General features: G+C 61.4%; 23 protein-coding genes. 8 read left to right on the top strand and 15 right to left on the bottom strand.

What is annotated here, in order from left to right:
• From moaC to O9X91_RS12205, 3 genes are all read left to right on the top strand, one after another.
• Nucleotides 1-492 carry a cyclic pyranopterin monophosphate synthase MoaC gene (moaC, locus tag O9X91_RS12215; protein WP_269825613.1) on the top strand — a complete coding sequence of 164 codons (492 nt, stop codon included), beginning with the start codon at nt 1-3 and terminating at the stop codon, nt 490-492.
• On the top strand, nt 493-1,710 hold the full coding sequence (locus O9X91_RS12210; RefSeq protein ID WP_269825612.1) for a molybdopterin molybdotransferase MoeA: 1,218 nt from the start codon (nt 493-495) through the stop codon (nt 1,708-1,710).
• 505 nt (nt 1,711-2,215) lie between these two features.
• Nucleotides 2,216-3,286, top strand: a complete 1,071-nt coding sequence (locus tag O9X91_RS12205) for a GGDEF domain-containing protein (RefSeq protein WP_269824685.1) — start codon at nt 2,216-2,218, stop codon at nt 3,284-3,286.
• A gap of 123 nt (nt 3,287-3,409) precedes the next feature.
• On the opposite strand, the gene O9X91_RS12200 is transcribed toward O9X91_RS12205, so the two are convergent.
• From O9X91_RS12200 to O9X91_RS12190, 3 genes are all read right to left on the bottom strand, one after another.
• Nucleotides 3,410-4,018 (bottom strand): pyridoxamine 5'-phosphate oxidase family protein, encoded by a 609-nt coding sequence (locus O9X91_RS12200; protein WP_269833486.1) that lies wholly within the window; start codon nt 4,016-4,018, stop codon nt 3,410-3,412.
• 54 nt (nt 4,019-4,072) lie between these two features.
• A complete protein-coding gene (locus tag O9X91_RS12195) occupies nt 4,073-5,884 on the bottom strand; it encodes a monovalent cation:proton antiporter-2 (CPA2) family protein (RefSeq protein ID WP_142912301.1) in 1,812 nt (603 codons plus the stop codon).
• A 219-nt stretch (nt 5,885-6,103) separates the two neighbouring features.
• Entirely contained in the window at nt 6,104-6,472 is a 369-nt protein-coding gene (locus O9X91_RS12190; protein ID WP_077982165.1) for a gamma-butyrobetaine hydroxylase family protein, read from the bottom strand.
• 132 nt (nt 6,473-6,604) lie between these two features.
• Here O9X91_RS12190 and moaA point away from each other — a divergent pair, with 132 nt between their 5' ends.
• From moaA to mobB, 5 genes are all read left to right on the top strand, one after another.
• Nucleotides 6,605-7,654: a GTP 3',8-cyclase MoaA gene (moaA, locus tag O9X91_RS12185; RefSeq protein WP_269833487.1), complete on the top strand. Its 1,050-nt coding sequence runs from the start codon at nt 6,605-6,607 to the stop codon at nt 7,652-7,654.
• A gap of 170 nt (nt 7,655-7,824) precedes the next feature.
• Nucleotides 7,825-8,793: a DMT family transporter gene (locus O9X91_RS12180; protein WP_142912304.1), complete on the top strand. Its 969-nt coding sequence runs from the start codon at nt 7,825-7,827 to the stop codon at nt 8,791-8,793.
• Between the two features lies 1 nt (nt 8,794).
• A complete protein-coding gene (locus O9X91_RS12175; protein WP_137410475.1) occupies nt 8,795-9,994 on the top strand; it encodes a multidrug effflux MFS transporter in 1,200 nt (399 codons plus the stop codon).
• Nucleotides 9,991-10,617, top strand: coding sequence for a molybdenum cofactor guanylyltransferase MobA (mobA, locus tag O9X91_RS12170; protein ID WP_269833488.1), 627 nt, complete (start codon nt 9,991-9,993; stop codon nt 10,615-10,617). Before O9X91_RS12175 ends, mobA begins: the two co-directional genes overlap by 4 nt.
• Complete coding sequence (mobB, locus tag O9X91_RS12165) at nt 10,614-11,129, top strand: molybdopterin-guanine dinucleotide biosynthesis protein B (RefSeq protein ID WP_269825607.1); 516 nt, start codon at nt 10,614-10,616, stop codon at nt 11,127-11,129. Before mobA ends, mobB begins: the two co-directional genes overlap by 4 nt.
• Nucleotides 11,130-11,224: 95 nt before the next feature.
• Here the strand turns inward: mobB and O9X91_RS12160 are convergent, their stop codons facing one another.
• The 12 genes from O9X91_RS12160 to argS form a co-directional block, all read right to left on the bottom strand.
• Entirely contained in the window at nt 11,225-12,790 is a 1,566-nt protein-coding gene (locus tag O9X91_RS12160; protein ID WP_269833489.1) for a peptidoglycan DD-metalloendopeptidase family protein, read from the bottom strand.
• Nucleotides 12,791-13,134: 344 nt separating this feature from the next.
• Entirely contained in the window at nt 13,135-13,776 is a 642-nt protein-coding gene (locus tag O9X91_RS12155) for a protein-L-isoaspartate(D-aspartate) O-methyltransferase (RefSeq protein ID WP_077982158.1), read from the bottom strand.
• Nucleotides 13,777-13,784: 8 nt separating this feature from the next.
• On the bottom strand, nt 13,785-14,555 hold the full coding sequence (gene surE, locus O9X91_RS12150; protein WP_217004806.1) for a 5'/3'-nucleotidase SurE: 771 nt from the start codon (nt 14,553-14,555) through the stop codon (nt 13,785-13,787).
• A gap of 212 nt (nt 14,556-14,767) precedes the next feature.
• Nucleotides 14,768-16,051: a serine--tRNA ligase gene (gene serS, locus O9X91_RS12145; protein WP_269833490.1), complete on the bottom strand. Its 1,284-nt coding sequence runs from the start codon at nt 16,049-16,051 to the stop codon at nt 14,768-14,770.
• Between the two features lie 102 nt (nt 16,052-16,153).
• Entirely contained in the window at nt 16,154-16,957 is an 804-nt protein-coding gene (gene tatC / locus O9X91_RS12140) for a twin-arginine translocase subunit TatC (protein ID WP_077982157.1), read from the bottom strand.
• Nucleotides 16,954-17,691, bottom strand: coding sequence for a Sec-independent protein translocase protein TatB (tatB, locus tag O9X91_RS12135; protein ID WP_269833491.1), 738 nt, complete (start codon nt 17,689-17,691; stop codon nt 16,954-16,956). The genes tatC and tatB overlap by 4 nt, the downstream gene beginning before the upstream one ends.
• 158 nt (nt 17,692-17,849) lie before the next feature.
• Nucleotides 17,850-18,056, bottom strand: coding sequence for a twin-arginine translocase TatA/TatE family subunit (locus O9X91_RS12130; protein ID WP_003509722.1), 207 nt, complete (start codon nt 18,054-18,056; stop codon nt 17,850-17,852).
• A gap of 128 nt (nt 18,057-18,184) precedes the next feature.
• Complete coding sequence (scpB, locus tag O9X91_RS12125; protein ID WP_089153214.1) at nt 18,185-18,919, bottom strand: SMC-Scp complex subunit ScpB; 735 nt, start codon at nt 18,917-18,919, stop codon at nt 18,185-18,187.
• Complete coding sequence (locus O9X91_RS12120; RefSeq protein ID WP_077982155.1) at nt 18,912-19,757, bottom strand: segregation and condensation protein A; 846 nt, start codon at nt 19,755-19,757, stop codon at nt 18,912-18,914. Before O9X91_RS12120 ends, scpB begins: the two co-directional genes overlap by 8 nt.
• 58 nt (nt 19,758-19,815) lie before the next feature.
• Complete coding sequence (gene nagZ / locus O9X91_RS12115) at nt 19,816-20,832, bottom strand: beta-N-acetylhexosaminidase (RefSeq protein ID WP_142912314.1); 1,017 nt, start codon at nt 20,830-20,832, stop codon at nt 19,816-19,818.
• A 271-nt stretch (nt 20,833-21,103) separates the two neighbouring features.
• Nucleotides 21,104-24,124: an SPOR domain-containing protein gene (locus O9X91_RS12110; RefSeq protein WP_142912315.1), complete on the bottom strand. Its 3,021-nt coding sequence runs from the start codon at nt 24,122-24,124 to the stop codon at nt 21,104-21,106.
• A gap of 66 nt (nt 24,125-24,190) precedes the next feature.
• Nucleotides 24,191-25,948 (bottom strand): arginine--tRNA ligase, encoded by a 1,758-nt coding sequence (argS, locus tag O9X91_RS12105; protein ID WP_269833492.1) that lies wholly within the window; start codon nt 25,946-25,948, stop codon nt 24,191-24,193.
• Nucleotides 25,949-25,990 lie beyond the last annotated feature (42 nt).

The following is a 25,990-nucleotide window of genomic DNA, read 5'->3' as shown; positions in this document are numbered from 1 at the left end:
ATGAGCGATGGCCAGAAGCTCACCCATATCGATGCGAGCGGCGAAGCGCATATGGTCGATGTCGGAGACAAGGCCGAAACCGTCCGTGTCGCAGTGGCCGAAGGTTTCGTGAAGATGAAGCCGGAAACGCTGGCGCTCATCCGCGAAGGCAACGCCAAGAAGGGCGATGTAATCGGCACCGCGCGCCTCGCCGGCATCATGGCCGCCAAGCAGACGGCAAACCTCATCCCGCTCTGCCATCCGCTGATGCTGACCAAGGTGGCGGTGGACATTGCCGAAGACGCCGCCCTGCCCGGCCTGCGGGTCGAAGCGCTGGTGAAACTGTCCGGCAAGACCGGCGTGGAGATGGAAGCGCTGACCGCCGTCTCCATCGCCTGCCTGACAATCTATGACATGGCGAAAGCCGCCGACAAGGCGATGGAGATCGTCAATATCCGCCTGCTCGAAAAGAGCGGCGGTAAATCAGGCGATTTCCGGCGACAGGAGAATTGAATGAAACCGCTGCTGCCCGTGGATGAAGCCATAAGGCGCCTTCTGGAAGCGGCGGTTCCTGTAGCGGAAAGCGAGACCCTACCGCTTGCCGAATGTGATGGCCGGGTTCTTTCGACCGATCTGGCGGCGCGCCTCACCCAGCCGCCCTTCGACGCCTCTGCCATGGACGGCTACGCGCTGCGCAGCGCCGATGCGGCCGATATCGGCTCGGTGCTGACCGTCATCGGTCAGGCCGCCGCCGGCCATGCCTTTACCGGCACGGTAGGTGAAGGCCAGGCCGTTCGCATCTTCACCGGCGCGCCCGTGCCGCAGGGTGCGGATACCATTCTCATTCAGGAAGATGCCGAAGTGCTGGAGGGCGGAAAAATCCGCACCGCCTTCGACGTCACCGCCGGGCGACATATCCGCCCGCGCGGACAGGATTTTACCGAAGGCGAAGCGGCCCTGAAGACCGGTCGGGAACTCGGCTTCACCGACCTGACGCTGGCGGCCGCGATGAACCATGCCGCGCTCACCGTCTATCGCAGGCCCCGCATCGCCATCCTCGCCACCGGCGATGAGTTGCTGCCGCCGGGAAGCGCGCCGCAGCCCGCGCAGATCATCGCCTCCAACACCTTCGGCGTCGCAGCCCTTGCCCGGCAGGCCGGGGCCGAGGTTATCGATCTCGGCATCGTCGCCGATAATGACAGGCTGATCCGCGCCGCCATCGGCAAGGCCGTCGCAGCGAATGTCGATGTGCTGGTGACGCTCGGCGGCGCTTCCGTCGGCGACCATGACCTCGTGCAGGCAGCCTTGAAGGCGGAAGGCATGCAGCTCGATTTCTGGCGCATCGCCATGCGTCCGGGAAAACCGCTAATGGTCGGCGCCATCGGCTCCATACAGGTTCTGGGCCTGCCTGGAAACCCGGTTGCCAGCCTTGTCTGCGGCCTGCTGTTCCTGGAACCGCTGATCCGCAGCATCGCCCGCCGCGCGCCCCGGCAACGAGCGGCGACCGCCCGCACCGCCACACCGCTGAAAGCGAATGATCATCGGCAGGATTATCTGCGCGCCCGTTTCAGCACCGACGAAAACGGCCTGCTGGTGGCGGAAGCCCATACGAAGCAGGACTCATCGATGATGAAGATATTGGCCCATTCCGACGGGCTGCTCGTGCGCCCGCCAAATGCGCCAGCGGCGGCGGCTGGGACAGAATGCCCGGTCATCCGGTTGAAATCCTGACGCGCGGTCTATACGGGCGGATTACGGCCGGCCGCATAACTGGACTTTTCCTGAACCTTGCCGAATGATTGCCGCGCCGTCCCAAAACGGCGCTGCCGCGTCCCGCAGGCGCAGGACCCCAAGATAAGACTGTAACATTCCTGTATCCCGACACGAATGACAAAAAAAGAACCGCCTATAGGCGGGGTCGCGCCGAATTAAAAAGCCACCATACCTTTTCACGCCGGGATTATTTCTCCATCTTGTTGTACCAAAATAAACCACACGAATTCCGTTATTGGGATTGACAGAATAAATGCGGTTCTGTCACCAAGGCAAACAATAGAGGAAAAAGTTCCGGAATTCGGGAAAATGAAAATTACTTATATTTATCAATTAAATAAAATACAAAGTGGCAAAAATGAAGTTTCATGGCACAAAAATTAGTTTCCCATAAATTAAGCTTTCCAAAACGAACTTCATAATAATAATCATAGTCGATAAGCAGACTCACTGGAGTTTCTTGATGAACACGGCATCCACGCCCAAAACCACGGGGCCCGACATTGCCGGGCAGATTGCCTATGCCATGCGGAGCATGGGTGTTTCGCCGATCCCGCGTAACTATAGTCTCTTTTACGAAGCCTATATCGGCTCGAACCCTGCCCTGACGAAGGAGCTGGCCGCGCTTGGACACCGGGTGACGCAGGAGGATCTGGACGAGCTGTCCTCCCGTTACGGAGAAGGAAATCCCGCCCGGTCGATCGACGACGCGCATGAGAAGCTCAGGCGCGAACTGGAGGGCCTTCTGGGCACGCTGAGGCGCGAACAATCCTCCATCGAAAACTACAACCGGATACTCGGTGAAACGCGCCAGCGCATCGATGACAAGAATGCAGCCAGCAGCAATATTCTAAGGAATGCGATTTCGCTGCTGGCCGAGGCCACTGGCTCGAAAATCATCGACGGCGAAAAGACCTTCAACGATGTCAACCGCCATGCCGAGGAAATGCACCAGGTGCGCCTGGAGTTGGATGAGTACAAGCGCATCGCCAATACGGATTCGCTGACGCGCCTGTCCAACCGACGCGCCTTCGATGACCGGCTGGCGTCCATCTATGACAGCTCCATCGGCCTGCAATATACCACGCTCGTCCTGCTCGATATCGATCACTTCAAGCGGATCAACGACACTTTCGGCCACCCGGTCGGCGACAAGATCCTCGCCACCGTAGCCTCCGTCATCCGCGCCAATGTCCGCAAGGATGGTTTCGTCGCCAGAAGCGGCGGCGAGGAATTCGCCATCATTCTGGATGGCAATACGCCGGAAGAGGTGATGGTGATGTGCGAGCGCATCCGCCTGTCGCTGGAAAGCACGCCCTTCCGCAATTCCAGATCAGGCGCCGACTACGGCACGGTCACAATCTCCCTCGGCTTCGCTTCCGCCGCACAGGCCAGCAACCCGAGCGAACTCTACGGCCACGCAGACACCGCGCTCTATCATGCCAAGGAAACCGGCCGGAACCGTTCCATCTATTACGAGGACGGCATGCAGAAGAACTATGCGGGCAAGAACTGGCTGATTTATCGGACGTGAAAATTAGAGGGCAGCAGCCGTTCCGTTGACGCCCTCATTCCTGTGCTCGTCACAGGAATGAGGGCGGGGTGACGCAAGTGCATGCCCTTTAAATGCCAACCTGTTGCTGCGGCAATTGATGCCTCACCACATGGTCTTTGCCGCCCGCGCCGCCCATTCCCGATCATAAGTCTCCTGATCGAACTCCGCCTTCGCCGCCTTGAGCATGGTGCCGGGCGTCGGCAGCGATGCCACATCGACGAAATTGGCGGGGTTCCACAGTTCGGAGCGCATCAGCGCCCGTGCACACTGGAAATAGACCTCGTTTATCGTCACCACGATGACGGTGCGCGGATGTTTGCCATCCATCTCGAAGCTCTGCAACAACCCCGTATCGACGGAAACCACCGCGTGGCCATTGATGCGCATGGTCGTGTTGGAACCGGGGATCAGGAACATCAGCGCCACCCGTGGGTCGCGCACAATGTTCAGAAGCGAATCGATGCGGTTGTTGCCACGCCAGTCCGGCAACAGCACGGTCCTGTCATCGGCCACCCGCACCACGCCGCCCTTGTCGCCGCGCGGTGAACAGTCCATGCCTTCAGGCCCCACCGTCGCCAGCGCGAGGAAGGGCGATGCCTCGATCATCAGCCGGTATTCGGCTGTCAGCGCGGCTGTCACCTTGGCGATCGACGCCTCGCTCGTGCCGTCATAGATGGCCTTCAATTCCTCAACCGTGCGAATGATCGTCATGTCCGTTCCTATCCCTGCCAATTGCCTCTGTCGCCGCCGAAAGACCGGGGCGTCCTATTCCTCTGCGGCTTCCGCCTTTTCCCGTTCCGCCCGCTCGCGCGCGGTGCGGGCGGCCACGAGATCGGCCGGCTGGGCGTTGCCGCGGATCAGCGAACGGCCGGCATAGATGCCGCCGACGACTTCCATGGCGAAACGCTCCTCGTCGCGGTCGCGGAATTCCTCCACCAGACGTGCGGCGTCTTCCCGCTCCTCGCCCATGGCGCCCAGCACTTCCTCGCTGAAATTCAGCGCCGATTCCAGCGTCTCGCGGATCTGGTAGTCGACGCCGGCTTTCAGCAGATCGATGGCATGGCCGCGGTCGTAAGCACGGGCGAGAACCGGAACCAGCGGAAATTCGTGTTTGACGATCTCCGCGATCCGCACAGCAGCTTCCTTGTCATCGACGCAAATAAGTACCGCGCGCGCCGTGCTGGCACCGGCGGCATGCAGGATTTCCGCCCGCGAACCGTCGCCATAATAGACCTTGAAGCCGAATTCCGCCGCATCGCGCACGAAGTCGGCGTCCTTGTCGATCAGCGACAGCGTATAACCGCGCGCCAGAAGCGGCTGGCTGACGATCTGGCCGAAACGGCCGAAGCCGATCAGCAGAATGCTGCCCTCGACATTCTCAGGCACATCGAGATCGTCGGTATTGGGAACCGCCGCCGGCACCAGCCGGTCATGCAGTATGACCATCAGCGGCGTCAGCACCATGGAGATGATGATGGTCGCCGTCAGGATGGCGTTCGCCTCCCGGTCGAGAATGCCGGCGCTGACGGCAGCCGAATAGAGCACGAAGGCGAATTCGCCGCCCTGCGCCATCAGCACCGCCCGTTCCAGGCTTTCGCGCCGGGTGGTGCCGAGCGCCCGCGCCACGCCATAGATCAGGAAGGCCTTGAGCAGCATATAGCCCACAACGCTGATGACCACGAGCTGCCAGCTGGAGGCAATGACGGCAAGATCGATCGCCATGCCGACACCGAGGAAAAACAGGCCGAGCAGAATGCCGCGAAACGGCTCGATATCCGCTTCCAGCTGATGGCGGAAGGAGGATTCCGACAGCAGCACGCCGGCGAGAAAGGCCCCCATGGCCATGGAAAGGCCGCTGACCTGCATCAGAAGCGCTGAACCCAGCACCACCAGCAGCGCGGCGGCCGTCATCACCTCGCGCGCGCCGGAGGCCGCCAGCAGGCGGAAGAACGGGTTGAGCAGATAACGCCCGGCAAGGATGAGCGCACCGACGGCGGCAAGCGCGATGCCGACGGAAGCCCAGCGCTCCGATGCCGTGACGTGTTCGCCGCCCGAACCGAGGAAAGCGACAAGCGCCAGCAGCGGCACGATGGCCAGATCCTCAAACAGCAGAATGGCGATGATGCGCTGCCCTTTCAGGCTCGACATGCTGTTGCGCTCCTGCAGCATCTGCATGACGATGGCCGTCGAGGTCAGCACGAAACCGGTGCCGGCAACGAACGACATGATGACGGGAAAACCGAGACCGACCCCGATCAATGTCAGGCCGGCCATGCAGACCAGCACCTGAAGCGCACCCAGCCCGAAAATATCCTGCCGCATCGACCACAGCCGCGACGGTTGCATCTCAAGGCCGATGATGAACAGGAACATCACCACGCCGAGTTCCGCTATATGCAGAATGGCCTGCGAATCGGAGAAAAAACCGAGACCGTAAGGCCCGATCACCAGACCGGCGGCCAGATAACCGAGCACCGAACCGAGGCCGATGCGCTTGAAGATCGGCGCGGCGACAACGCCGGCCGCCAGAAGCACGACCACCTGGGCCAGATCATTTCCGTTCGCTTCTACAGCCACACGCCACCCCGCTGAAAATCGATAAGACGAGGGTGTTCCCTCCCTCACTTCCTAGCGCATCGGCGTGAAAAGCGAAAACGATTTTACTGAAGGACGATGCACAGATTCAACGGGTTATTTGTCGCTCAGGGCATGCGATCCTCGGATGCCGCTGTCCTCCTCCCCTCATTGGTGTGCTTGTCACAGGAATGAGGGTGGGTCCGCAGGCCTTGCGTCCGTCTACCGGTATCGCGGCTCTCTGCTCAAGCCCTTTTCGGCGAGCTCCCGCTCATAATCCGCAAACAGCCCATCGCCGGTCTCGCCCAGTTCCTTCAGATATTTCCAGGTGTAGATGCCGCTATCGTGGCCATCGTCAAAGATGATGCGCACCGCATAATTGCCGGTCGCGACCATGGAGCGGATGGCGACATCGCGTTTTCCGGGCACCGTGACCTTTTGCCCCGGCCCGTGGCCCTGCACTTCGGCCGAGGGAGAAAGGACGCGCAGCATCTCGGCTCGGAGACGGTAAACGCTGCCGTCATCAAAAGAGACAGTCAGTTCGCGCCGGTCTTTTGACACAAGCAGCTCGGTCGGCCAGGCATCACTCATTTTTCACTTCCGCAAGCTCGTCATATGCGTCAGAATTACGAACTTGCCTCACGATAGGCAAGCCACTACATCACCTGATAGAGCACACATTCGGCGTGTGTGCCAGGCGCGAGGCGCAGTGAGGATGGAGACGTGAACGGTTTCTCCGGTTCGCTTGAAAAAGCGAAAACCCTGACGGAAAACAGCACACCGATGGTGGACCCTTTCGGCCGCTCCATCACCTATCTGCGTGTCTCGGTCACCGACCGCTGCGATTTCCGCTGTACCTATTGCATGTCCGAGCACATGACCTTCCTGCCCAAGAAGGATCTTCTGACGCTTGAAGAACTGGACCGGCTCTGTTCCGTCTTCATAACGCGCGGCGTGCGCAAGCTGAGGCTGACCGGCGGCGAACCGCTGGTGCGCAAGAACATCATGTCGCTGGTGAGAAACCTTGGCCGCCACATTGAAACCGGTATGCTGGAAGAGCTGACGCTGACGACAAACGGCTCACAGCTCGCCAAATTTGCCGACGAGCTTGCCGATTGCGGGGTGCGTCGCATCAACGTGTCGCTCGATACGCTCGACCGCGATAAGTTCCGCCATATCACCCGCTGGGGCGATCTCGACCGCGTCATGGAGGGGCTCGACGCCGCCCAGACCGCGGGCATCAAGGTCAAGCTGAACGCGGTGGCGCTGAAGGACTTCAACGACGCCGAGATTCCCGATCTCATGCGTTTTGCCCATGGTCGCGGCATGGACCTGACGGTCATCGAAACCATGCCGATGGGGGAGATCGAGGAAGACCGGACAGACCGCTACCTGCCGCTTTCGCAGTTGCGTGCCGATCTGGAAAAGAGCTTCACATTGATCGACAGCGATTACCAAACCGGCGGTCCCGCCCGTTACGTGACGGTGAAGGAAACCGGAGGCCGGCTCGGCTTCATCACGCCGATGACGCATAATTTCTGCGAAAGCTGCAATCGCGTCCGCCTCACATGCACCGGCACGCTTTATATGTGCCTGGGCCAGGATGACGCCGCCGACCTGCGCACCGCGCTGCGCGCCTCCGACAGTGACGCCTATCTTTCCAGCGCCATCGATGAAGCCCTTCTGCGCAAGCCGAAAGGGCATGATTTCATCATCGACCGCACCCACAACCGGCCTGCCGTCTCCCGCCATATGAGCGTGACCGGCGGCTGAGCGAAGGCTGAAACTGTTTCTCGTCCACCCACCCATATAAACGGTTGAAATGCCGGCTGTGGCGTGCCACGTCTCTTTGCATGGAGGAATGCGTGGTCACGCCCGAAAGGCGGCCCAAATCGCCCCGAAAGGGCGGCCGGAAAACCGCGCATGGTCTGGGATATTTTGGAATGGCATTGACGGACAATACGCGCGGCGCCCTTTTCATGGCGCTCGCCATGGCAAGCTTCACGGCCAATGACGCCCTGACGAAATCCGTCACCCCCTATATCAACACCGGCCAGATCATGTTCGTCCGCGGCATCATAACGGTGGTGCTGATCTACATCGCCGCCCGCCATTTCGGTGCGCTCCGGCCGTTGAAAACCCTCATGCGCCCCATCATCATCCTGCGCTGTCTCTGCGAGGTGACTGCGGCCGTGCTCTATCTGACGGCGCTCGGCCTCATCGAATTTTCCAATGCCTCGGCCATATTGCAGTCCCTGCCCCTGGTGGTGACGCTGGGGGCGGCGCTGTTTCTGCGCGAGCCGGTGGGCTGGCGACGCTGGATGGCGATCATCGTCGGCTTTATCGGCGTGCTCGTCATCATCAGGCCCGGCCCGGAAGGCTTCACGCCGGGGGCGCTTCTGGTCGTCGCATCGCTCGCCGTCACCGCCGCGCGCGATCTGCTGACGCGGAAAATGTATGCCGATGTGCCCTCGCTCGCCATCACCGTCATCACCGCTTTCGTCAATATGGCGGTGGGCGGCCTGCTGATCGTGCCCTTCGGCGGCTGGCAGCCGATGAATTTCATGATCCTCTCACATCTCGCCGGTTCCGCCATCCTGGTGCTGGTGGGCTATCAGGCGATCATTCTCGCCATGAGATCGGGCGAAATCTCCTTCGTCGCGCCGTTCCGTTACACCAGCCTGCTCTGGGGTTTCATGATCGGCGTATTCTTCTTCAATGAAAAGATCGACAATTATACCATCGTCGGCGCCCTGATCGTCATCGGTTCGGGCCTCTACACCTTCTACCGCGAAAGCCTGCGCAAGCGCTCGCAGATGGCCAAGCGCGCGGCCGCCACCCCCACCGCCGCGACCACGGTACGGCCGGCTTCCGTCACGAAAGCTGCCGTAACGGGCGAGGCTGGAGAATGATATGAACAGCGGCCGTTTTCTGGACAGGACCACACCGCCGCACATCATCACGCTGGTCGTCATCGCCGGCGTTGCGGCTCTGTGCATGAATGTGTTCCTGCCCTCGCTTGCGGCCATGGCGGTTTATTTCGAGACCGACTACGCGGTGATGCAATTTGCCGTTTCGGGTTATCTTGCCGCCACCGCCTGCCTGCAGCTCATCATCGGCCCGCTTTCCGATCTTTTCGGGCGCCGCCCGGTCATGCTGGCCAGCATCGCCATCATGATCGTCGCAACGCTCGTCTGCATGCTCGCGCCCAACATCACCGTCTTCATGATCGGGCGCGTTGCGCAGGCGGCCGTCGTTTCCGGCTTCGTGCTGGCGCGCGCCATCGTGCGCGACATGGTGCCGATGGAACAGGCAGCCTCGATGATCGGCTACGTGACCATGGGCATGTCCGTGGTGCCGATGGTGGGGCCGACGGTTGGCGGGTTGCTCAACGACATTTCCGGCTGGCAGTCGAGCTTCGCCCTCCTCTCCCTGCTCGGCGTCGGCATTCTGGTGCTCGCCTGGTTCGATCTCGGTGAAACCAACCATAATAAATCGGCGAGCTTTTCGCAGCAGTTTCACGCCTGGCCGGAACTTCTGCGCTCTCCGCTCTTCTGGGGTTATGCGCTGACCTCGACCTTCTCGTCCGGCATGTTCTTCTCCTTCCTCGGCGGCGCGCCCTTTGTCGGCAGCGTGCTTTACGGGCTCGCCCCGGCCATGCTCGGCCTGCAATTCTTCTTCATGGCCAGCGGTTACATGCTCGGCAACTTCATCTCCGGCCGTTATGCCAGCGAAATCGGCATTACCCGCATGATGCTGTCGGGCAATGTCATCGCCATTGCCGGCATCGTAACGACCATGCTGCTGATCTCCGCCGGGGCGGAAAGCGCCTATGCGTTTTTCGTGCCGCTTGCCTTGATCGGCGTCGGTAACGGCGTGACACTGCCGAGCGCCAATGCCGGCATGGTCAGCGTCCAGCCGCATCTGGCCGGCTCCGCCTCCGGCCTCGGCGGCGCGATGACCATCGGCGGCGGCGCAGCGCTCTCGGTGCTCGCCTCCTCGGTCCTGTCCAGGGAGGACGGAACCTGGCCGCTTCTTCTGGTGATGCTGGCGACCGGCCTTGTCGCCCTCCTCACCACCCATGTCGTAAGGCTGCAGGAACAGCGGGAATGACGGCCCCTTTCGAAATACCAGGTCTTGTGCTCGCCGGCGGGCTTTCGCGGCGCATGGGCAGCAACAAGGCGATGGTGCAATTGGGCGATACGCCTCTCATCTCCCATGTCATCAACCGCATCGCACGGCAGGTGTCAGACGTCACCATCAATGCCGCCAATGGCTGGGCGGAGAGTTTCGGCCTGCCGCTGCTTCGAGATACGCTGAGCGGCCATGCCGGACCGCTTGCCGGCATTCTGGCCGGCATGCGCCATTTCCAGCATCGTGAGGGCGCGGTCAGTCACTTCCTGACCGCGCCCGCCGACAGCCCGTTTTTCCCGAACGATCTCGTGGCGCGGCTTTGCGAACCCCTGTCAGACGATGCAATCGTCATCGCCGCCTCCAGCGGCCAGCTTCACCCGGTTTTTGCGCTGTGGCCGGTAGCGCTTGCCGATGATCTCGAGGACTGGCTGAAGAACGATGAAAACCGGCGCATCCGCGCCTATCTCGCCCGAAACGTCACCATCGGCGTGGCCTTCCCGCCGCTGGAAACGGCAAAGGGCAGCCTCGATCCGTTCTTCAACATCAACACGCCGGATGAACTGGCGCTGGCGCGCAGCTATCTGGAGAAGCTGGAGCAATGACGGCACAAAAGGTCTTCGGCATCGCCGGCTGGAAAAACTCGGGCAAGACCGGCCTTGCGGTCCGTATCGTCGCCGAGCTGGCGGCGCGCGGCTACCGCGTCTCCACCATCAAGCACGCCCATCATGATTTCGATATCGACAAGGTCGGGGCGGATAGCTGGCGTCACCGGCAGGCCGGCGCGCACGAAGTCACCATCGTCTCCGGCACCCGCTTCGCCATCATGCATGAATTGCGCGGCGAACAGGAACCCTCCTTCGAGGACATCCTCTCCCGCCTCGCCCCCTGCGATCTCGTGCTGATCGAGGGTTATAAATACGAGCCGGTGCCGAAGATCGAGGCGCGCCGACTGGACGCGGCCAAGACCGAACCGCTCGCGCCGCTCGATCCGCATATAATCGCCATTGCTGCCGATCATGACGTGGCGGACACGACGTTGCCCGTTTTCGATCTCGACGATACCGGCGCCATTGCCGATTTCATCGAGAAGACGGTGGGACTGGTGAGGCAGTAGCGACGTTTCCGCCACCTCCTCTCCTCCGTCATCAAGCCAAAAAATGAAAAAGCCGGGCTCATCACCCGGCTTCATCATTCCTTGAGACGCAATACCTATTCAAGGAAAGTGGAAGGGTTCACCGGCGTCGCATCCTTGCGAACTTCGAAGTGAACCTGCGGACGCTTGGCGCTGCCGGTCATGCCCGATGTGGCGATGGTCTGGCCGCGCTGGACCTTCTGGCCGCGCTGCACGTCAAGATTGGCGGCGTTGCCGTAAACGGTGACCTTGCCGTCGTCATGGCGCACGAGAACCGTGTTGCCGAGCTGCTTCAGGCCGTTGCCCGCATAGATGACCACACCGTTTTCGGCGGCCTTGATCGGCGTGCCTTCCGGAACGGAGATATTGATGCCATCGTTGCGGCTGCCTTCGACATTATCGCCGAAATTGTTGATGACCGCGCCGCGAACCGGCCAGCGATATTTACCGATGCCGGTGGATTCCGGTGCGACGGAAGCCATGTCGGCCTTTTTCTCGATGTCGCTGACACTGGCGGTGGCCGGTGCGGCAGGCGCAGTCGGAGCCGCGGCAGCAGCCGGGGCCTTGTAGGGCTCAGGCTTGGCGGACGCTGTTTCGACCGGCTTGGCCGCTTCCTTGGCGGGAACGGAAGCCGTCTTGATGGCATCCGTCGAAGCGCCGGGCATGTTGAGCGTCTGGCCGACGCGGATGCTTTCGTTGCTGAGACCGTTTGCCGCCTTGAGGGCGGCGACAGACACGCCGTTTGCGCGGGCGATCTTGGACAGGCTGTCGCCCGGCTGCACCTTGTAGCCGCCGGTGGGCGGCAGCGGCTTGCCGCCGGGCGGCGTCAGCTTGCCGGTTTCGGAGGAAACCTTGTCACGGGCGGCGGCCTGCGACGGCAGCACAGCCACGTTCCCCTCGGGACTACGCAGCGGCGTCGGCTGGTCGCCATTGCGGTTGAGCGCAATATTGCCGGCGGCATCCTTGGCGGCATTGCGGACCTGACCGAACTTCGGAATGATGATCGACTGGCCGGCCTGTGCCGAGGATGCGGTCTTCAGGCCGTTGACGCGCAGCAGTTCCTTTTCCGGAACGCCGTAACGGTTGGAGAGCGTCGCGATGTTTTCGCCGGGACGCAGGGTCACGGAGGCGGCGCCATCCGTGTGCCAGCCGTTCTTGTCGGAGCGGACCGTTGCGGTGGTCAGATTGTCGGCCGCGGGAGCGGCAGCCTGCCGGGCGGGCGCTGCAAGAGACGGCGCGGCCTTGGGCTGGGCGGATGGGAAAGGCTGGGCCATGGCTTCGCTGCGGGTCGAAGGATCGCGGCTTGCCACAGCTGTCGGCGCAGCCAACTCGGATCGCTGCACGGGAGAGGCCGAAGCCGAGCGGGCCATGGAAGGCTGAACGCCGCCATAACCGCCCGATTGCGGATAGGAATTGCCCGCCATGTTCTGGTTGGCATAACCGCCCTGCGGCGCGGCGGAGGCGTAACCGCCATTCATGTCGCCCTGCGGCACCGGGGCCTGCCCGTAAGCACCGCCGCCCTGACGGGCAGGAATTGACGCCGTGGTCATCTGATCCGGTCCACTGGAAAAGAGGCCGCTGAACCGCGTTGCATCCGAGCTACAGCCCGTTGCGACGCTTGCCAGCAATGCCGCTGCGAACATTTTTGCGACTGATTTTCCGATTTTAGACGAATGTCTCATACGCATGACTCGATCTACACTGACGCCAACCCGCCGCATCGAGACCGATCCGGCACAAATTTCACTTCTTGCAAGGCCCATTTCCCGAAGTGGGAAAACCATGCGTCGATGTTTATGATTAAAGCGCGTTAGTGTTACCACGCCGTTAAAACGTTAAGCCGCTTGGCGCTTTTTTGACACTTCGATAACCATGACGAAAACAGAATGCGTCACGTTGGAACAATAATGATATTAAAAATCAGTTAGTTACAGAAATTCAGAACATTAGGAGACAAAGATGGAATGTCTCCAAAATTTTCATTTCGTCACAAATGACGCGCAATATGCGTGCTAAGCGGCAGGTAAGGCGCCTCGAACAGTTCTTCCTTCTCGAAGCGGCTGCCGGTCTTGGAGAACCGCGTCATCACGCAACGCTCGTCTTCGAGAATGATCGGGGCGATCATCATGCCGCCTGAAACGATCTGTTCGGCAAAGAAGCGGGGCATGGTGGTGAAGGCCGCCGTGGAGACGATTCGGTCGAAGGTACCCTCGCCCACCAAGCCGTTGCTGCCATCCGCCTGACGGATGACGACATTACGGATGGAGAGATCGTCGAGACAGTTCTGCGCCCGCTGCACCAGCGTCCTGTAACGCTCCAGAGAAAAGACGCGTTCGACCCGGCGAGCGATGATCGCCGTCATGAAACCGCTGCCCGTGCCGATTTCCAGCACACGCTGGCCGGGTTTCAGCTGCAGTCGGGCAAGGATTTTCACCGCCATGTCGGCGCCTTCCATGAAGGCGCCGCAGTCGATCGGGATCGTGCGGCTGGAATAGGCATCGGCCGCGAATTGCGGCGGCACGAATTTCGAGCGCGGCGTCTGCTCGACCGCCGTCAGAAGGTCGAGATCGGAAATCCCCTCACCCCTTAAGCGGAGAACGAGAGCGGCAAAACCTTCCTTTTCGACCATTGCGGATTTCAATCGGCTGCTCCGAATCCAAGTGCTTGCGCAACCCGATCCTTCACCGTGTAGTCCGTCAGGTCAAGCTTGAGCGGTGTGACGGAAATCTTGCCATGTTTCAAAGCGTGGATATCGGTGCCTTCGCGGAAGGTACCGAGACGCTCGCCGAAGCGCAGCCAGTAGTAGGGAAGACCGCGACCGTCCTGCCGTTCCTCCACCGTCAGGCCAAAATCGAGCTTGCCCTGCCCGGTGACAGACACGCCCTGCACATCCTTGGGCGCACAATTGGGAAAGTTGAGGTTGAGGAAGGTGCCGTCAGGCAGATCGACATCGATGAGCTTGCGGATAAGATCGGGCGCATAGGTCTCCGCCACTTCCCACGGCACGACACGGCCTTCGGCATGGCTGAAGGCCTGGCTGAGCGCAAAGGAGCGCACGCCCTGCAACGTACCTTCGATGGCGCCGGCAATGGTGCCGGAATATGTCACGTCATCGGCCATGTTGGCGCCAGCATTGACGCCGGAAAGAACCAGATCCGGCTTTTCGGGCAGAACCTCGCGAATGCCCATGATGACGCAATCGGTCGGCGTGCCGCGCAGCGCGAAATGCTTGTCGGAAACTTTTCGCAACCGCAGCGGTTCGGACAAGGTCAGCGAGTGCGCGAGACCGCTCTGGTCTGTCTCCGGCGCAACGATCCAGACATCGTCGGACAGCGTGCGGGCGATACGCTCCAGCACCGCCAGACCTTCGGCGTGGATACCGTCGTCATTGGTCAGCAAAATCCGCATGTTTCTCTCTCCGCTTTTCATATCTTCAAGGACGGAGCATCCTCCCCACCGGCAGTGAGGTGTGCAGCTCTCCCATGGACATCCTCAGGCCTGTCCAGAGAATCTAATCACGCCGAAATCAATCGATAGGTTGCAGATCCTCAGGCCTGTCCCGAGGACGACGTCGGCCTAATTGGAAGACTCTCCTTCCAAGAGCACGACGCTGCGCTCCCTCAGGCCGCTTTCTCGATCCGAGTCAGACCACCCATATAGGGAAGCAGCACATCCGGAATTGTGACGGAACCGTCCTCGTTCAGGTAATTTTCGAGAACCGCGATCAGGCAGCGACCGACAGCCGTTCCGGAACCGTTCAGCGTATGCACGAATTTCGTCGCCTTGTCGTCCTTGCCGCGATAACGCGCATTCATGCGCCGCGCCTGGAAATCGCCGCAGACCGAGCAGGACGAAATTTCGCGATAGGTGTTCTGGCCCGGCAGCCACACTTCCAGATCGTATGTCTTGCGGGCGCTGAAGCCCATGTCGCCGGTGCAGAGCGTCATGGTACGGAAATGCAGGCCGAGGCGCTTCAACACCTCTTCGGCGCAGGCCGTCATGCGCTCATGTTCGGCGACCGCACTTTCCGCATCGGTGATGGAGACGAGTTCGCATTTCCAGAACTGGTGCTGGCGCAGCATGCCGCGCGTGTCGCGGCCGGCCGAACCCGCTTCCGAACGAAAGGATGGCGTCAGCGCGGTAAAACGTAGCGGCAGCTTCTCCTGATCGAGAATTTCGCCGGACACGAGGTTGGTCAGCGTCACCTCGGCCGTCGGGATCAGCCAGCGGCCATCCGTGGTCTTGAACAGGTCCTCGGAGAATTTCGGCAATTGACCGGTGCCGAACATCGCCTCGTCGCGCACCATTAGCGGCGAGGAAACTTCGGTATAGCCATGTTCCGAGGTGTGCAGGTCGATCATGAACTGGCCGAGCGCCCTTTCCAGACGCGCCAGCTGGCTGGTCAGCACGGTAAAACGTGCGCCCGAAAGCTTGGCGGCACGCTCGAAATCCATATAGCCGAGCGCTTCGCCAATCTCGAAATGCTCCTTGGCCTCATGGTTCCAGCCGGGCTTCTGACCGACGACGCGGGTCACCACATTGTCATGCTCATCCTTGCCATCGGGCACATCGTCGAAGGGCATGTTGGGCAGACGCGAAAGCGCATCGTTCAACTCGGCGGTGACCAGACGGTCCTCCTCCTCGGCGCGCGGCATGTTGTCCTTGAGATCGGCGACTTCGGCTTTCAGCTTTTCCGCCAGCTCCATGTTCTTCTGCGCCATCGCAGCGCCGATTTCCTTGGAGGCGGCGTTGCGGCGCGACTGCATGTCCTGCAGGGACTGGATGACGGAACGACGCTTTTCATCAAGCGCGATCAGGCCGCTGGCGGCGGGCTCTGCGCCACGGCGTGCAAGCGCCGCATCGAAAGCTTCGGGGTTTTCGCGTATCCATTTAATGTCGTGCATCGTCGTTCCAGACCGTTGTTGCATCATCGGTGTTTTACAGCAAAACGCCGGGCATGAGCCCGGCGCGAGGAAATGTCGTGAGCGGCGAGACCTTCGAGAATATCAGGTCTCCTCCAGCTCCGTGCTTGCGGATTCTGCCGCACGTTTCCTCTCCACGAGTCGAGCCATGTAGATGGAAATCTCGTAGAGAATGATTGCAGGCAGCGCAAGACCGATCTGGGACATGGGGTCCGGCGGCGTCAGGACGGCTGCGACTACAAAGGCGAGGACAATCGCGAACTTGCGCTTTTGCCGCAGCCAGTCGCTGGTCAAAAGCCCGACGCGGGCCAGAAGTGTGGTGACGACGGGCAGCTGGAACACCAGACCGAAGGAGAGAACCAGCGTCATTATGAGGCTGAGATACTCCGACACCTTCGGCATCAGCGAAATCGCCACCTCGCCGTCTTCGGGCAATTGCTGCATGGCGAGGAAGAACCACATGACCATGGGCGTGAAGAAGAAATAGACAAGCGCCGCACCGATGAGGAAAAGGATCGGCGAAGCGATGAGGAACGGCAGGAAGGCCGCCCGCTCGTTCTTGTAAAGGCCGGGCGCCACGAATTTATAAAGCTGCGAGGCGATCACCGGGAAGGAAATCACAATGGCGCCAAACATGGCGACCTTGATCTGCGTGAAGAAGAATTCCTGCGGCGCGGTATAGATCAGCGACGACTTCGCAACATCGAGCCCGGCCCAGATCACCGCCCATTTATAGGGAACGACCAGCAGGTTGAACAGATGTTTGGCAACGGCGAAACAGGCGATGAAGGCGACGAAGAACGCGCCGAGCGACCAGATCAGCCGCGTGCGCAGTTCCATGAGGTGCTCGATCAGCGGCTGCGGCTTATCCTCGATATCCCCGCTCATGCTTCATCCTTTTTGGGCTTTGCAGCCTTGGTTTTTGCCGTTTTAGCCGGCTTGGCCTCGGCCACGGCCGCCTTGTCTGCGGAGGACTTGCTGGCAGCCGCCTTTTTGGTGACCGTCTTCACGGCGGGCTTCAAGGCGGCGGGCTCACTGGTTTTCACGGTGGCGGCGGTTTCTGGCGCTGAGGCAACCTTGCTCCGCGCTGCACGTTTCGGCTTGGCGGCAACCGCTTCGGCCTCAACAGTCGCAATGGACTTCGCCCGCGCGCGCTTGGGCTTTTCCTCCGCGGCGACAGCTGCGGCAACCGGCGCAGCGGGTGCGGCAACGGGAGGCGGCGCATCCGGCAGCTTCATTTCAGGCTCAGGCACGCTGACCAGCGGCGCGACCGGCTCCCCTGTCGCCGGCGCCGGCGTGGACGAAAGGCCATCCGGCGCAGCCGTCGCCTTCTGGAGATCGGATTTGATCTCGTTGCCCAGCTGGCGAAGTGGGTTCATCGCATCGCGCAACGAATTGGTCGGGTTTAGATTGCGGACATCGGAGATGGTTTGGCGCACATCGTCCATGTCGGCTTCTTTGAGGGCCTCATCGAACTGGCTGCGGAAATCCCCCGCCATCTTGCGAAGGCTAGCCATCGTTTTGCCGAAAGCGCGGATCATGGGCGGCAAGTCTTTAGGCCCGACGATCACGATCAACACGACCGCAATCACCAGAAGCTCGCTCCAGCCGATATCTAACATCAATATGCTCCCGAGACCCTAGCGCTCCGGCCCGACAATCGGAATCGATTTTCGTCGGGAATGAAGCGCAACATACAAGTGGCAGAGCGTCCTTGGTGCGTCAAAAAAGGACGCAAGGCACTCTAGCGCCAGTCTCACACCAAGCGGCGAAAGGCCGCTTACTTGATCTCGTCAGCCTTGTGGTCGACGGTCTTCGTGTTGGCATCGGCCGGCGGCGGCGTCTGGTCTTCGTCAGCCATGCCCTTCTTGAAGCTCTTGATGCCCTTTGCGACATCGCCCATCAATTCCGGAATCTTGCCGCGTCCGAAGAGGACGAGAACAATCACCAGCACGATGAGCCAATGCCACACACTAAAAGAACCCATAACTGAAACTCCTGAATTTCGCTTTCAGACGATGTAAGACGTTTGAAAGGCTTTTTCAAACGACAAATCACCCCTTCGACAGCGAGTGCGCATAAAGTTTTCGTGGCCGCGCCGGCAGGATGTCGATATCAGTCGTCGCCATCGCCGCCGCCGGGGGCCAGCAGGCCCAGTTCCTCGAGATCCAGCTGCGTGATCGGATCTTCATCCTCGCGCAGCTCGTCACTCATCATCGGCAAAGGTACGCCGAAATTGGAGGGAATGCGGCCCGAAAGCAGCCCTGCCCCCTTCAGCTCCTCGAGCCCCGGCAGATCGCGCAACTCCTCAAGACCGAAATGATCGAGAAACTCCACCGTGGTGCCGATCGTCACCGGCCGGCCGGGGGTGCGCCTGCGGCCACGGAACCTGACCCAGCCCGCCTCCATCAACACATCGAGCGTGCCGCGCGATGTCTGCACGCCGCGAATCTCCTCGATTTCGGCGCGTGTCACCGGCTGATGATATGCGATAATCGCCAGAACTTCCAGCGCCGCGCGCGACAGCTTCTTCGGCTCCTTTTCCTCAGCGCGGATGACGAAGGAAAGATCGCCGGCGGTGCGGAAGGCCCATTGCCCGCCCACCTGCACGAGATTGACGCCCCGCTCCGCATAAAGCACCTTGAGACGCTGCAGAATGGCAACGACATCCATGCCGCGCGGCAGGCGCTCGGCGATGAAAGCCACGGAGACCGGCTCGGACGAGGCGAAGACCAAAGCCTCGGTGATCCGCTCGGCCTCCTTCAGTTGCCGTTCGGAAAATACCGTGGGTTCGAATCCCACCCCATCTGTTACGATCATCGCCTCGCCGGTCTCTTCATCATCAGTCATTGTCGCTCCTCCCGGCACTGGCCGCGGGCTCATCCCTCGTGCCGCGGCGCATATAGATGGGCTGGAAAGCGCCCTCCTGCCGGATTTGCAGCGATCCCTCGCGCACCAGTTCCAGCGAAGCGGCAAAGGCGCTGGCGATCGCCGTCACCCGCATGGCGGGATCGGGTACATATTGCAGCAGATATTGGTCGAGCACGGTCCATTCCCCGACATCGCCGAGGAGGTTGGTCAAAAGCTCACGCGCCTCGACAAGCGACCAGACCTGCCGTTTTTCAATCGTGACCTGAGTAATCGCCTGCCGCTGCCGCAGATTGGCATAGGCGCTGAGCAGGTCATAAAGGCTCGCCTCATAGGCGGAGCGGTTGATGTGCGGAATATGCTCGGGCGCGCCGCGGGCGAACACATCGCGGCCGAGCTGAGCGCGGTTGACGAGACGTTCGGCCGCCTCGCGCATCGCCTCCAGACGCTTCAGCCGGAAGGCCAGCGTGGCGGCCATTTCTTCGCCCGAGGGACCGTCATCCTTGGATTGCTGCGGAATGAGGAGCTTGGATTTCAGGAAGGCGAGCCACGCCGCCATGACGAGATAGTCAGCCGCAAGCTCGATGCGGACGCGGCGCGCGCTTTCCACGAATTGCAGATATTGTTCGGCAAGGGCCAGCACCGAAATGCGCGACAGATCGACCTTCTGCGTCCGGGCAAGATGCAACAGCAGATCGAGCGGGCCTTCGAAACCCGCGACATCGATGACCAGCCCGGCCTCGCCCGTCAGCCGCTCCGGCGTCACATCCTGCCAGAGCTTGTCCATCGGTGTCGAATTGCGAGACTTGTCTGCGGCCATTGTTCCATCCGCCGGGCGTCCGGCCTGTCGTCCCGAGTACCGGGCCGCCGCCCGACTGTCAGGAAACGGCCCACATGGCGTTGAATTCGGCTCTCAGCTCCGCTTCGTCGGAAGGGTCCGCAACAGGGAAACCCGCTTCCACGGCCCGCACCCGCTCCAGCGAACGGCCGGAAAGAACGGGAACCTCCTTCACGACCTGCAGCATTTCACCCATCACGCCGTTGCAATGCAAGACTATATCGCAGCCGCCCGCAACAATATTCGCAGCTCTTTCACCAAGCGTGCCCTTCAGCGCATTCATGGAGCTGTCGTCGGACATCAGCAGACCGTCGAAGCCGATCCGCCCGCGAATGATCTCCTCGATCACCTTCGGCGAGGTCGTCGCCGGGCGTTCACGGTCGACGGCGTTGAACACCAGATGCGCGCTCATCGCCATCAATTCGCGGTTCAGCGCCCGGAACGGCACGAAATCATGGGCGTCCAGCTCATCGAGCGGCACATCGACGACCGGCAGTTCATGGTGCGAATCCACCATGCCGCGGCCATGGCCCGGCATATGTTTCATGACAGGCAGCATGCCTCCCGCCTTCAGGCCGTCGGCCGCTGCTTGCCCCATCTCGGCCACCATGGTCGGCGTGTAGCCATAGGCGCGGTTACCGATGACATTGCTGGCGCCTTCCACCGGCACATCGAGCACCGGCAGGCAATCGACATTGATGCCGAATTTCATGAGGTCGAAGGCATGCAGGCGCGACATCAGCCAGGCGGCGCGCAGACCCGCCCCCCGGTCGCGCTCATAGATTTCACCGAGAATGCGGGCGTTCGGATAGGCCTGCAGGATCGGTGGCTTGATACGCTGCACGCGCCCACCCTCCTGATCGATGAGAACCGGCGCATCTGACCTCCCGACGGCGGCGCGCATGGCGGCGACGAGATCGGTGATCTGCTGCGGCTCGCCGATATTGCGCCCGAACAGGATGAAGCCCCAGGGCTGTTCATCGCGGTAAAGGGCAATCTCGTCGGCCGTCAGCGAAAGCCCGCTGCATCCGAGGATCATAGCTTTGCAATCGGTCATGGGTGTCACGCTCAAAGGGAAAAGAGATGGAGGGTGGGTAAAAGGGGATGTGCTCTCGGAGTGCGAAAACAGTCAGGTGGACCTGCGGCCGCCATCCTCGCATAACCTCTCCGCCGTCATCCTCGGGCTTGTCCCGAGGACCCATCGCTCCGGGTGTGGATCCTCGGGTCAAGCCCGAGGATGACGGCGGAGCGTGAGGAAAGGCCGAGTGCCATCCAAAAGGTCTGCCTCACGCGGCAGCCCCGATCTGTCTAAGCCAATCCGGCCACTATCACCGCGCCACCAGGCAGCTGCCGCCGGCCGAGCGGAACCTTTCGCACAGCGCCACGGCTTCGCTCTTGTCACCCGCCGGGATACGGACGCGGTAGAACGTGCCCTTGCCAGCGATTTCGGCGGCCTTGATGTCGACGCCGCGTCCACCGATGACCGAGCCGAACTTGGCCGACATGTTCTGGTAGGACTTCTGGGCTTCCGCCTGGCTCGGCAACGAGGCGATCTGGATGTAGTAGCCGCCGGCGGAAGGCGTGCTGGTCGCCGCCGGCGTCGCGGCCGCCGTCTGCTGCTGTGCCGGAGCGTTCGTGGGGCGGACATTGCCTTGGTTGGTCACAGTCGCCACCACATTGGCTGGCTGCGAGGACGGACGCGCCGAGGGAACTGGCGCCGCCGACTGTGCTGCCGGTGTCGTGGCGGCAGGCGTGTTCGCCTGCGGCTGAGCCTGCTCCGGTGTGACCGGGACCCGCGATGCGGCTATGACGGCGGGCGCGCCCTCACCCGGCTTTGCGGTCTGCGGTGCTGCAAGCTCCTCAACCTTGTCGACCTTCGGCGGCTGGGCGGCCGGCGCTTCGACTTCCTGGGCAACCAGCGTGCCGTCAGGCTTGACGATCATGGTGCGGACCTTACGCGGCGAAACGCCGGTTGCAGCCGAACCTTCATTCTGCGCAGCCTTTTCTTCCGGCGAAAGCAGGCGCGGATCTTCTGTTTCGCCAACCGGCGTGCCGGCGGGTTCCATATCCGCATCGTTTTCGCCTTCCAGCGGCAATTGTTCGGGGATCAGCGTACGCTGCACCACATCCACCGGCTGCTCGTTGCTGGAAATCAACGATGGCTGTTTCGGATCGGCAGCGCCGCCGCCGGCCACGCGGTCGTAAACCGCCTTGTCCTGGTTCGGCACAACGCGACCGCCCGGATTTTCCGGAACGACCTTCATCGGATCGCTATCGGCGGAGATGATGACCGGCGCGCCATTCGAACCCATGCTGGACGAACCGCCGGAAACCAGCGCGTAAACGCCGCCGCCGACCAGCACCAGACCGATTGCCGCGGCAACCGGCATGATCCAGCGGCGACCGCCGCGTTCATCCTCACCACGATAATCCGCCGGATGCTCCACATAGGTATTCTCGGCGTCGCGGGATGCGTTGCCACGGGAAGCCGCAGCCTCCTGCATGGAACGACGGAAATCCTCTTCCAGCGCCCGTTCGAATTCATCGGCCTCTTCCGGAGCCGGCGCAGGACGCGCCTGGGCGGCGCCGCGACTGTCGCCATGTTTGTGACGGTCGAGACCACCGGCGACAGCAGGCGCAAACAGCGTCGCAAGCTCGGTATCGATATCGAGATCTTCCTCGTGACGGCGCGCGGCCGGCTTGGGTTCGAAAACACCGACCGGCAGCTCCGGCACATCCATTTCGACGATGGTTTCCGGATGTTCTTCCGTCTCGCCGATCTGCGAAGGATCGAAAGGCAGGCTTTCCAGCGTCTGCGGTGCGACTGGCTGCGGTGCTGCTGCAACAGCGGGGCGCGGCTGAACCGGAACGGCGGTCACCGATGCGGCCACGGAAGCCGGGCGCGGCTGCGGCGCGGGCTGTTCCCTCACCGGCTGCGGCGCGGCGGCCGCAACGGCAACCGGAGCGGCTGGCTGCTGGCGAACGGGTTGCGGCGCGGGCGTAGGTGCAACTTCCGCCTCGGCGATTTCAGACAAATCAAGATCCAGATCGAGATCGTCGAGCGCAAGCTCGAAATCATCATCGTTGAAGCCGGCGAAATCCGTGAAATCCAGCTCTTCTGCGGGTGCCGCAGGCGCAGCAGCGGCAATCGGCGCGGCCTTGACCGGCGCGGCGGCAACCACGGGCGGCTCCACCTTCGCAGCCTGCGCAGCGGGAACATCTTGCACGAGCGGTGTTTCGCCGCGACCGGGAATGGAATATTTCGCGACGTCGTAAATCAGCTCGTCCATCGGCGACAGATGTTTCGCTTCCGGCTTCTCGGCAACCTCAAACGCCATAGGCTCTGCGGCAGGCGTGAAGGTCTCGGCGACCGAAGGCGCAAAGGACGGAGCGGCTTCCACCGCCTGAACGACGGCAGGCGCGGGAGCGACTTCGACCTGCGGCTCGATGCGGGCTGCGGCAGGCTGCTGCTCGGAGCGTGGCTCAACCCGCCTCGGATCGACAGCCGAAACATCCCGGCGCGCGCCGAAATTGGCGAGCGGCAGCCGCAGACTGGAAAATTCCAGCGAGGACCGGCCGCCATGCGACGGCGGACGCACGGAAACCGGTGCGGGCGCCTCCTCGGCGACAGCTATTTCCACCTCGTCGGCGAGATCGAAAGCCTGCGGCTCCGGCGCATAGGAATGACCATCGGCGTGAATGTTGCTCGAAACATCGGCGGGAAGCTCCGGCATCGCATGCCATTCGGTCGCGGCGGGTTCCGCTGCCTGCGGCTCTTCCCACCCAGCCTGCTCGGCGACGGGCTGGTAAACCGTCGGCTCGGCGGGACGCGACTGGCGCGAATGCACATCGAAAACTTCCGCCACCGCGGAGGCGTCGTCGCGGAAATCCGCGCGAATATCCTGCGCGGTCGTTTCGACGTAGTTGTGAATATAGGCCTGATCGACTTCCGGAAGCGGCTCTTCCATCACCTCCGGTGCGGATGCGGCAACAGGCGCGGGTTCATCCGCCGGCGCAAGCTCGGGCTCGCGGCGGGCGAAAACCTGCTCGACACGCTGCATGAAATCGTTGGGATGGATGCCTGTGCGAACATCGTTTGCCGGATCAAGAACGACCGGATCGGCATGCGGCGCATCGTAGACTTCGAACTCCCGCAGAAGCTCGTCCTCGAGATTAAATTCCGGTTCGCGGCGGGTCGCCGGCGAAGCGGCGCGCGGCGCAGCCTCGGAACCCGCATGCGAAGGACGATCTTCGAAGCCGACGATACGCGCCAGTTCTGCCAGAGGATCGTTGTCAGCGAACCCTTCGGACCGGGCGTCCCGGTTATACGCGACTTTTTTTTCGACCATTACGTGTTCCACCATCTACGCATTGCAGCTCTTGCCAGCGTATTGTGAGCAAATAATGGTGATATGTTATCGCATTTCGGCAGGTGCGTCCGCTCCTAAAAGCGTGAGGCCGGACCTCAAAACATTTGCGACAGCATTCACCAGCCCAAGTCTGGCAATGCTCAATTCTCGGTTTTTATCGTTAATAAAACGTAATTCCGGCTGGTCTTTGCCCTTGTTCCAGTGTCCATGGAAGGAACTGGCGAGGTCATAGAGATAAAAAGCAAGCCGGTGCGGCTCGTGCGAAAGAGCCGCCGATTCGATCAGGCGCGGATATTCGGCGAGCTTCGCAACCAGCTGCAACTCGTTGATATCGCTAATCAAAGCGACGGAGGCCGCCATCTCCTCAGCCGAAGGAGAAAGCCCCGGAAACGCTTCCTGCGCCTGCCGGAAGATCGACTGTGAGCGGGCGTGCGCATATTGCACGTAAAAGACCGGATTATCCTTCGATTGTTCGGTCACTTTCGCGAAATCGAAGTCTAGCGGCTCGGAATTCTTCCGATAAAGCATCATGAATCGCACCGGATCGCGACCCACTTCGTCGACAACATCGCGCAGCGTGACGAAGTCGCCGGAGCGCTTCGACATCTTCACCGGCTCACCATCGCGGAACAGCTTGACGAGCTGGCACAGCAGCACCGTCAGTTTCGACTTGCCTTCGGAGACGGCGCGCGCGACCGCCTCCAGCCGCTTCACGTAGCCGCCGTGGTCGGCGCCGAGCACATAGATCATCTCGGAAAAACCGCGGTCGAACTTGTTCTTGAAATAAGCGACGTCCGCGGCGAAATAGGTGTAGGAACCGTCCGATTTCATCAGCGCGCGGTCCATGTCGTCGCCCACCTCGGTGGAGCGGAACAGCGTCTGTTCGCGGTCTTCCCAGTCGTAAGGCAATTCGCCCTTCGGTGGCGGCAGGGTGCCCTTGTAGACATGGCCCTTGAACGTAAGGTCATTGATAGCAGAGAGGATCGGACCGCCATTGCCCTCATGCAGCGTGCGCTCCGAGAAGAACACGTCGTGCCGGACGTTGAGCAGCGCCAGATCCTCGCGGATCATCGCCATCATCGCGTCGATCGCCTTGTCCTTAACGATAGGCATCCACTTTTCCTCGGGCATGGCGCGCAGCTTGATGCCATATTCATCCGCCAGCGCCTGGCCGACGGGAACGAGGTAGTCGCCGGGGTAAAGACCGGACGGAATGGTGCCGATATCTTCGCCGAGCGCCTCGCGGTAGCGCAGGAAGACGGAACGGGCCAGTACATCGATCTGCGAGCCGGCATCGTTGATGTAATATTCCTTGGTAACGCCGTAGCCTGCGAATGCCAGCAGGTTCGCCAGCGTGTCGCCCACAACGGCGCCACGGCAATGGCCGACATGCATCGGGCCTGTCGGATTGGCGGAAACATATTCGACGTTGATCTTCTGGCCGGAACCGATGGTGGAGCGGCCGAAATCGATGCCCTGCCCGATCATGTCTGCCAAAAGACGCTGCCAGTAACCGACCGAGACCTTGAGATTGATGAAACCAGGACCCGCGACATTGACGCTGTCGACATCGCTATCCGCCTGAAGCGCGGGCACGATGAGTTCGGCGAGCGCGCGCGGATTGGTGCCGAGCGGCTTGGCCAGCACCATGGCGGCATTGGTTGCAACATCGCCGTGGCTGAGATCGCGCGGGGATTCGACGGTAATTCGACTGAAATCGACCTTTTCGCGGTTCTCTTTCACGAGATCGAGGGTCTCGAGCGCGTTTTTGATCCTGGTATCGAAATCAGCAAAAATGTTCATCGTTCCAACCTGCGCGAAGGGCTTCTGTTTATGTCCGGCCAT

It is taken from the genome of Agrobacterium salinitolerans, from assembly GCF_027498475.1.
Classification (GTDB): domain Bacteria; phylum Pseudomonadota; class Alphaproteobacteria; order Rhizobiales; family Rhizobiaceae; genus Agrobacterium; species Agrobacterium salinitolerans.
The sequence above is the reverse complement of the archived record's forward strand: the minus strand, read 5'-3'. Positions and strand labels throughout refer to the sequence as shown.

Coding starts and splice junctions, on each gene's coding strand:
- O9X91_RS12190 (WP_077982165.1), bottom strand. CDS start 6,472: ATGAGTGATGCCTGGCCGACCGAGCTGCTTGTGTCAAAAGACCGGCGC.
- O9X91_RS12180 (WP_142912304.1), top strand. CDS start 7,825: ATGGCATTGACGGACAATACGCGCGGCGCCCTTTTCATGGCGCTCGCC.
- surE (WP_217004806.1), bottom strand. CDS start 14,555: ATGCGGATTTTGCTGACCAATGACGACGGTATCCACGCCGAAGGTCTG.
- O9X91_RS12130 (WP_003509722.1), bottom strand. CDS start 18,056: ATGGGTTCTTTTAGTGTGTGGCATTGGCTCATCGTGCTGGTGATTGTT.
- tatB (WP_269833491.1), bottom strand. CDS start 17,691: ATGTTAGATATCGGCTGGAGCGAGCTTCTGGTGATTGCGGTCGTGTTG.
- mobB (WP_269825607.1), top strand. CDS start 10,614: ATGACGGCACAAAAGGTCTTCGGCATCGCCGGCTGGAAAAACTCGGGC.
- O9X91_RS12120 (WP_077982155.1), bottom strand. CDS start 19,757: ATGGCCGCAGACAAGTCTCGCAATTCGACACCGATGGACAAGCTCTGG.
- O9X91_RS12160 (WP_269833489.1), bottom strand. CDS start 12,790: ATGTTCGCAGCGGCATTGCTGGCAAGCGTCGCAACGGGCTGTAGCTCG.
- mobA (WP_269833488.1), top strand. CDS start 9,991: ATGACGGCCCCTTTCGAAATACCAGGTCTTGTGCTCGCCGGCGGGCTT.
- O9X91_RS12175 (WP_137410475.1), top strand. CDS start 8,795: ATGAACAGCGGCCGTTTTCTGGACAGGACCACACCGCCGCACATCATC.
- nagZ (WP_142912314.1), bottom strand. CDS start 20,832: ATGACCGATTGCAAAGCTATGATCCTCGGATGCAGCGGGCTTTCGCTG.
- moaC (WP_269825613.1), top strand. CDS start 1: ATGAGCGATGGCCAGAAGCTCACCCATATCGATGCGAGCGGCGAAGCG.
- tatC (WP_077982157.1), bottom strand. CDS start 16,957: ATGAGCGGGGATATCGAGGATAAGCCGCAGCCGCTGATCGAGCACCTC.
- O9X91_RS12200 (WP_269833486.1), bottom strand. CDS start 4,018: ATGACGATCATTCGCACGGTTGAGGAATTGAAGGCCATCTATGACGGC.
- serS (WP_269833490.1), bottom strand. CDS start 16,051: ATGCACGACATTAAATGGATACGCGAAAACCCCGAAGCTTTCGATGCG.
- O9X91_RS12205 (WP_269824685.1), top strand. CDS start 2,216: ATGAACACGGCATCCACGCCCAAAACCACGGGGCCCGACATTGCCGGG.
- O9X91_RS12155 (WP_077982158.1), bottom strand. CDS start 13,776: ATGGTCGAAAAGGAAGGTTTTGCCGCTCTCGTTCTCCGCTTAAGGGGT.
- O9X91_RS12110 (WP_142912315.1), bottom strand. CDS start 24,124: ATGGTCGAAAAAAAAGTCGCGTATAACCGGGACGCCCGGTCCGAAGGG.
- O9X91_RS12210 (WP_269825612.1), top strand. CDS start 493: ATGAAACCGCTGCTGCCCGTGGATGAAGCCATAAGGCGCCTTCTGGAA.
- argS (WP_269833492.1), bottom strand. CDS start 25,948: ATGAACATTTTTGCTGATTTCGATACCAGGATCAAAAACGCGCTCGAG.
- scpB (WP_089153214.1), bottom strand. CDS start 18,919: ATGACTGATGATGAAGAGACCGGCGAGGCGATGATCGTAACAGATGGG.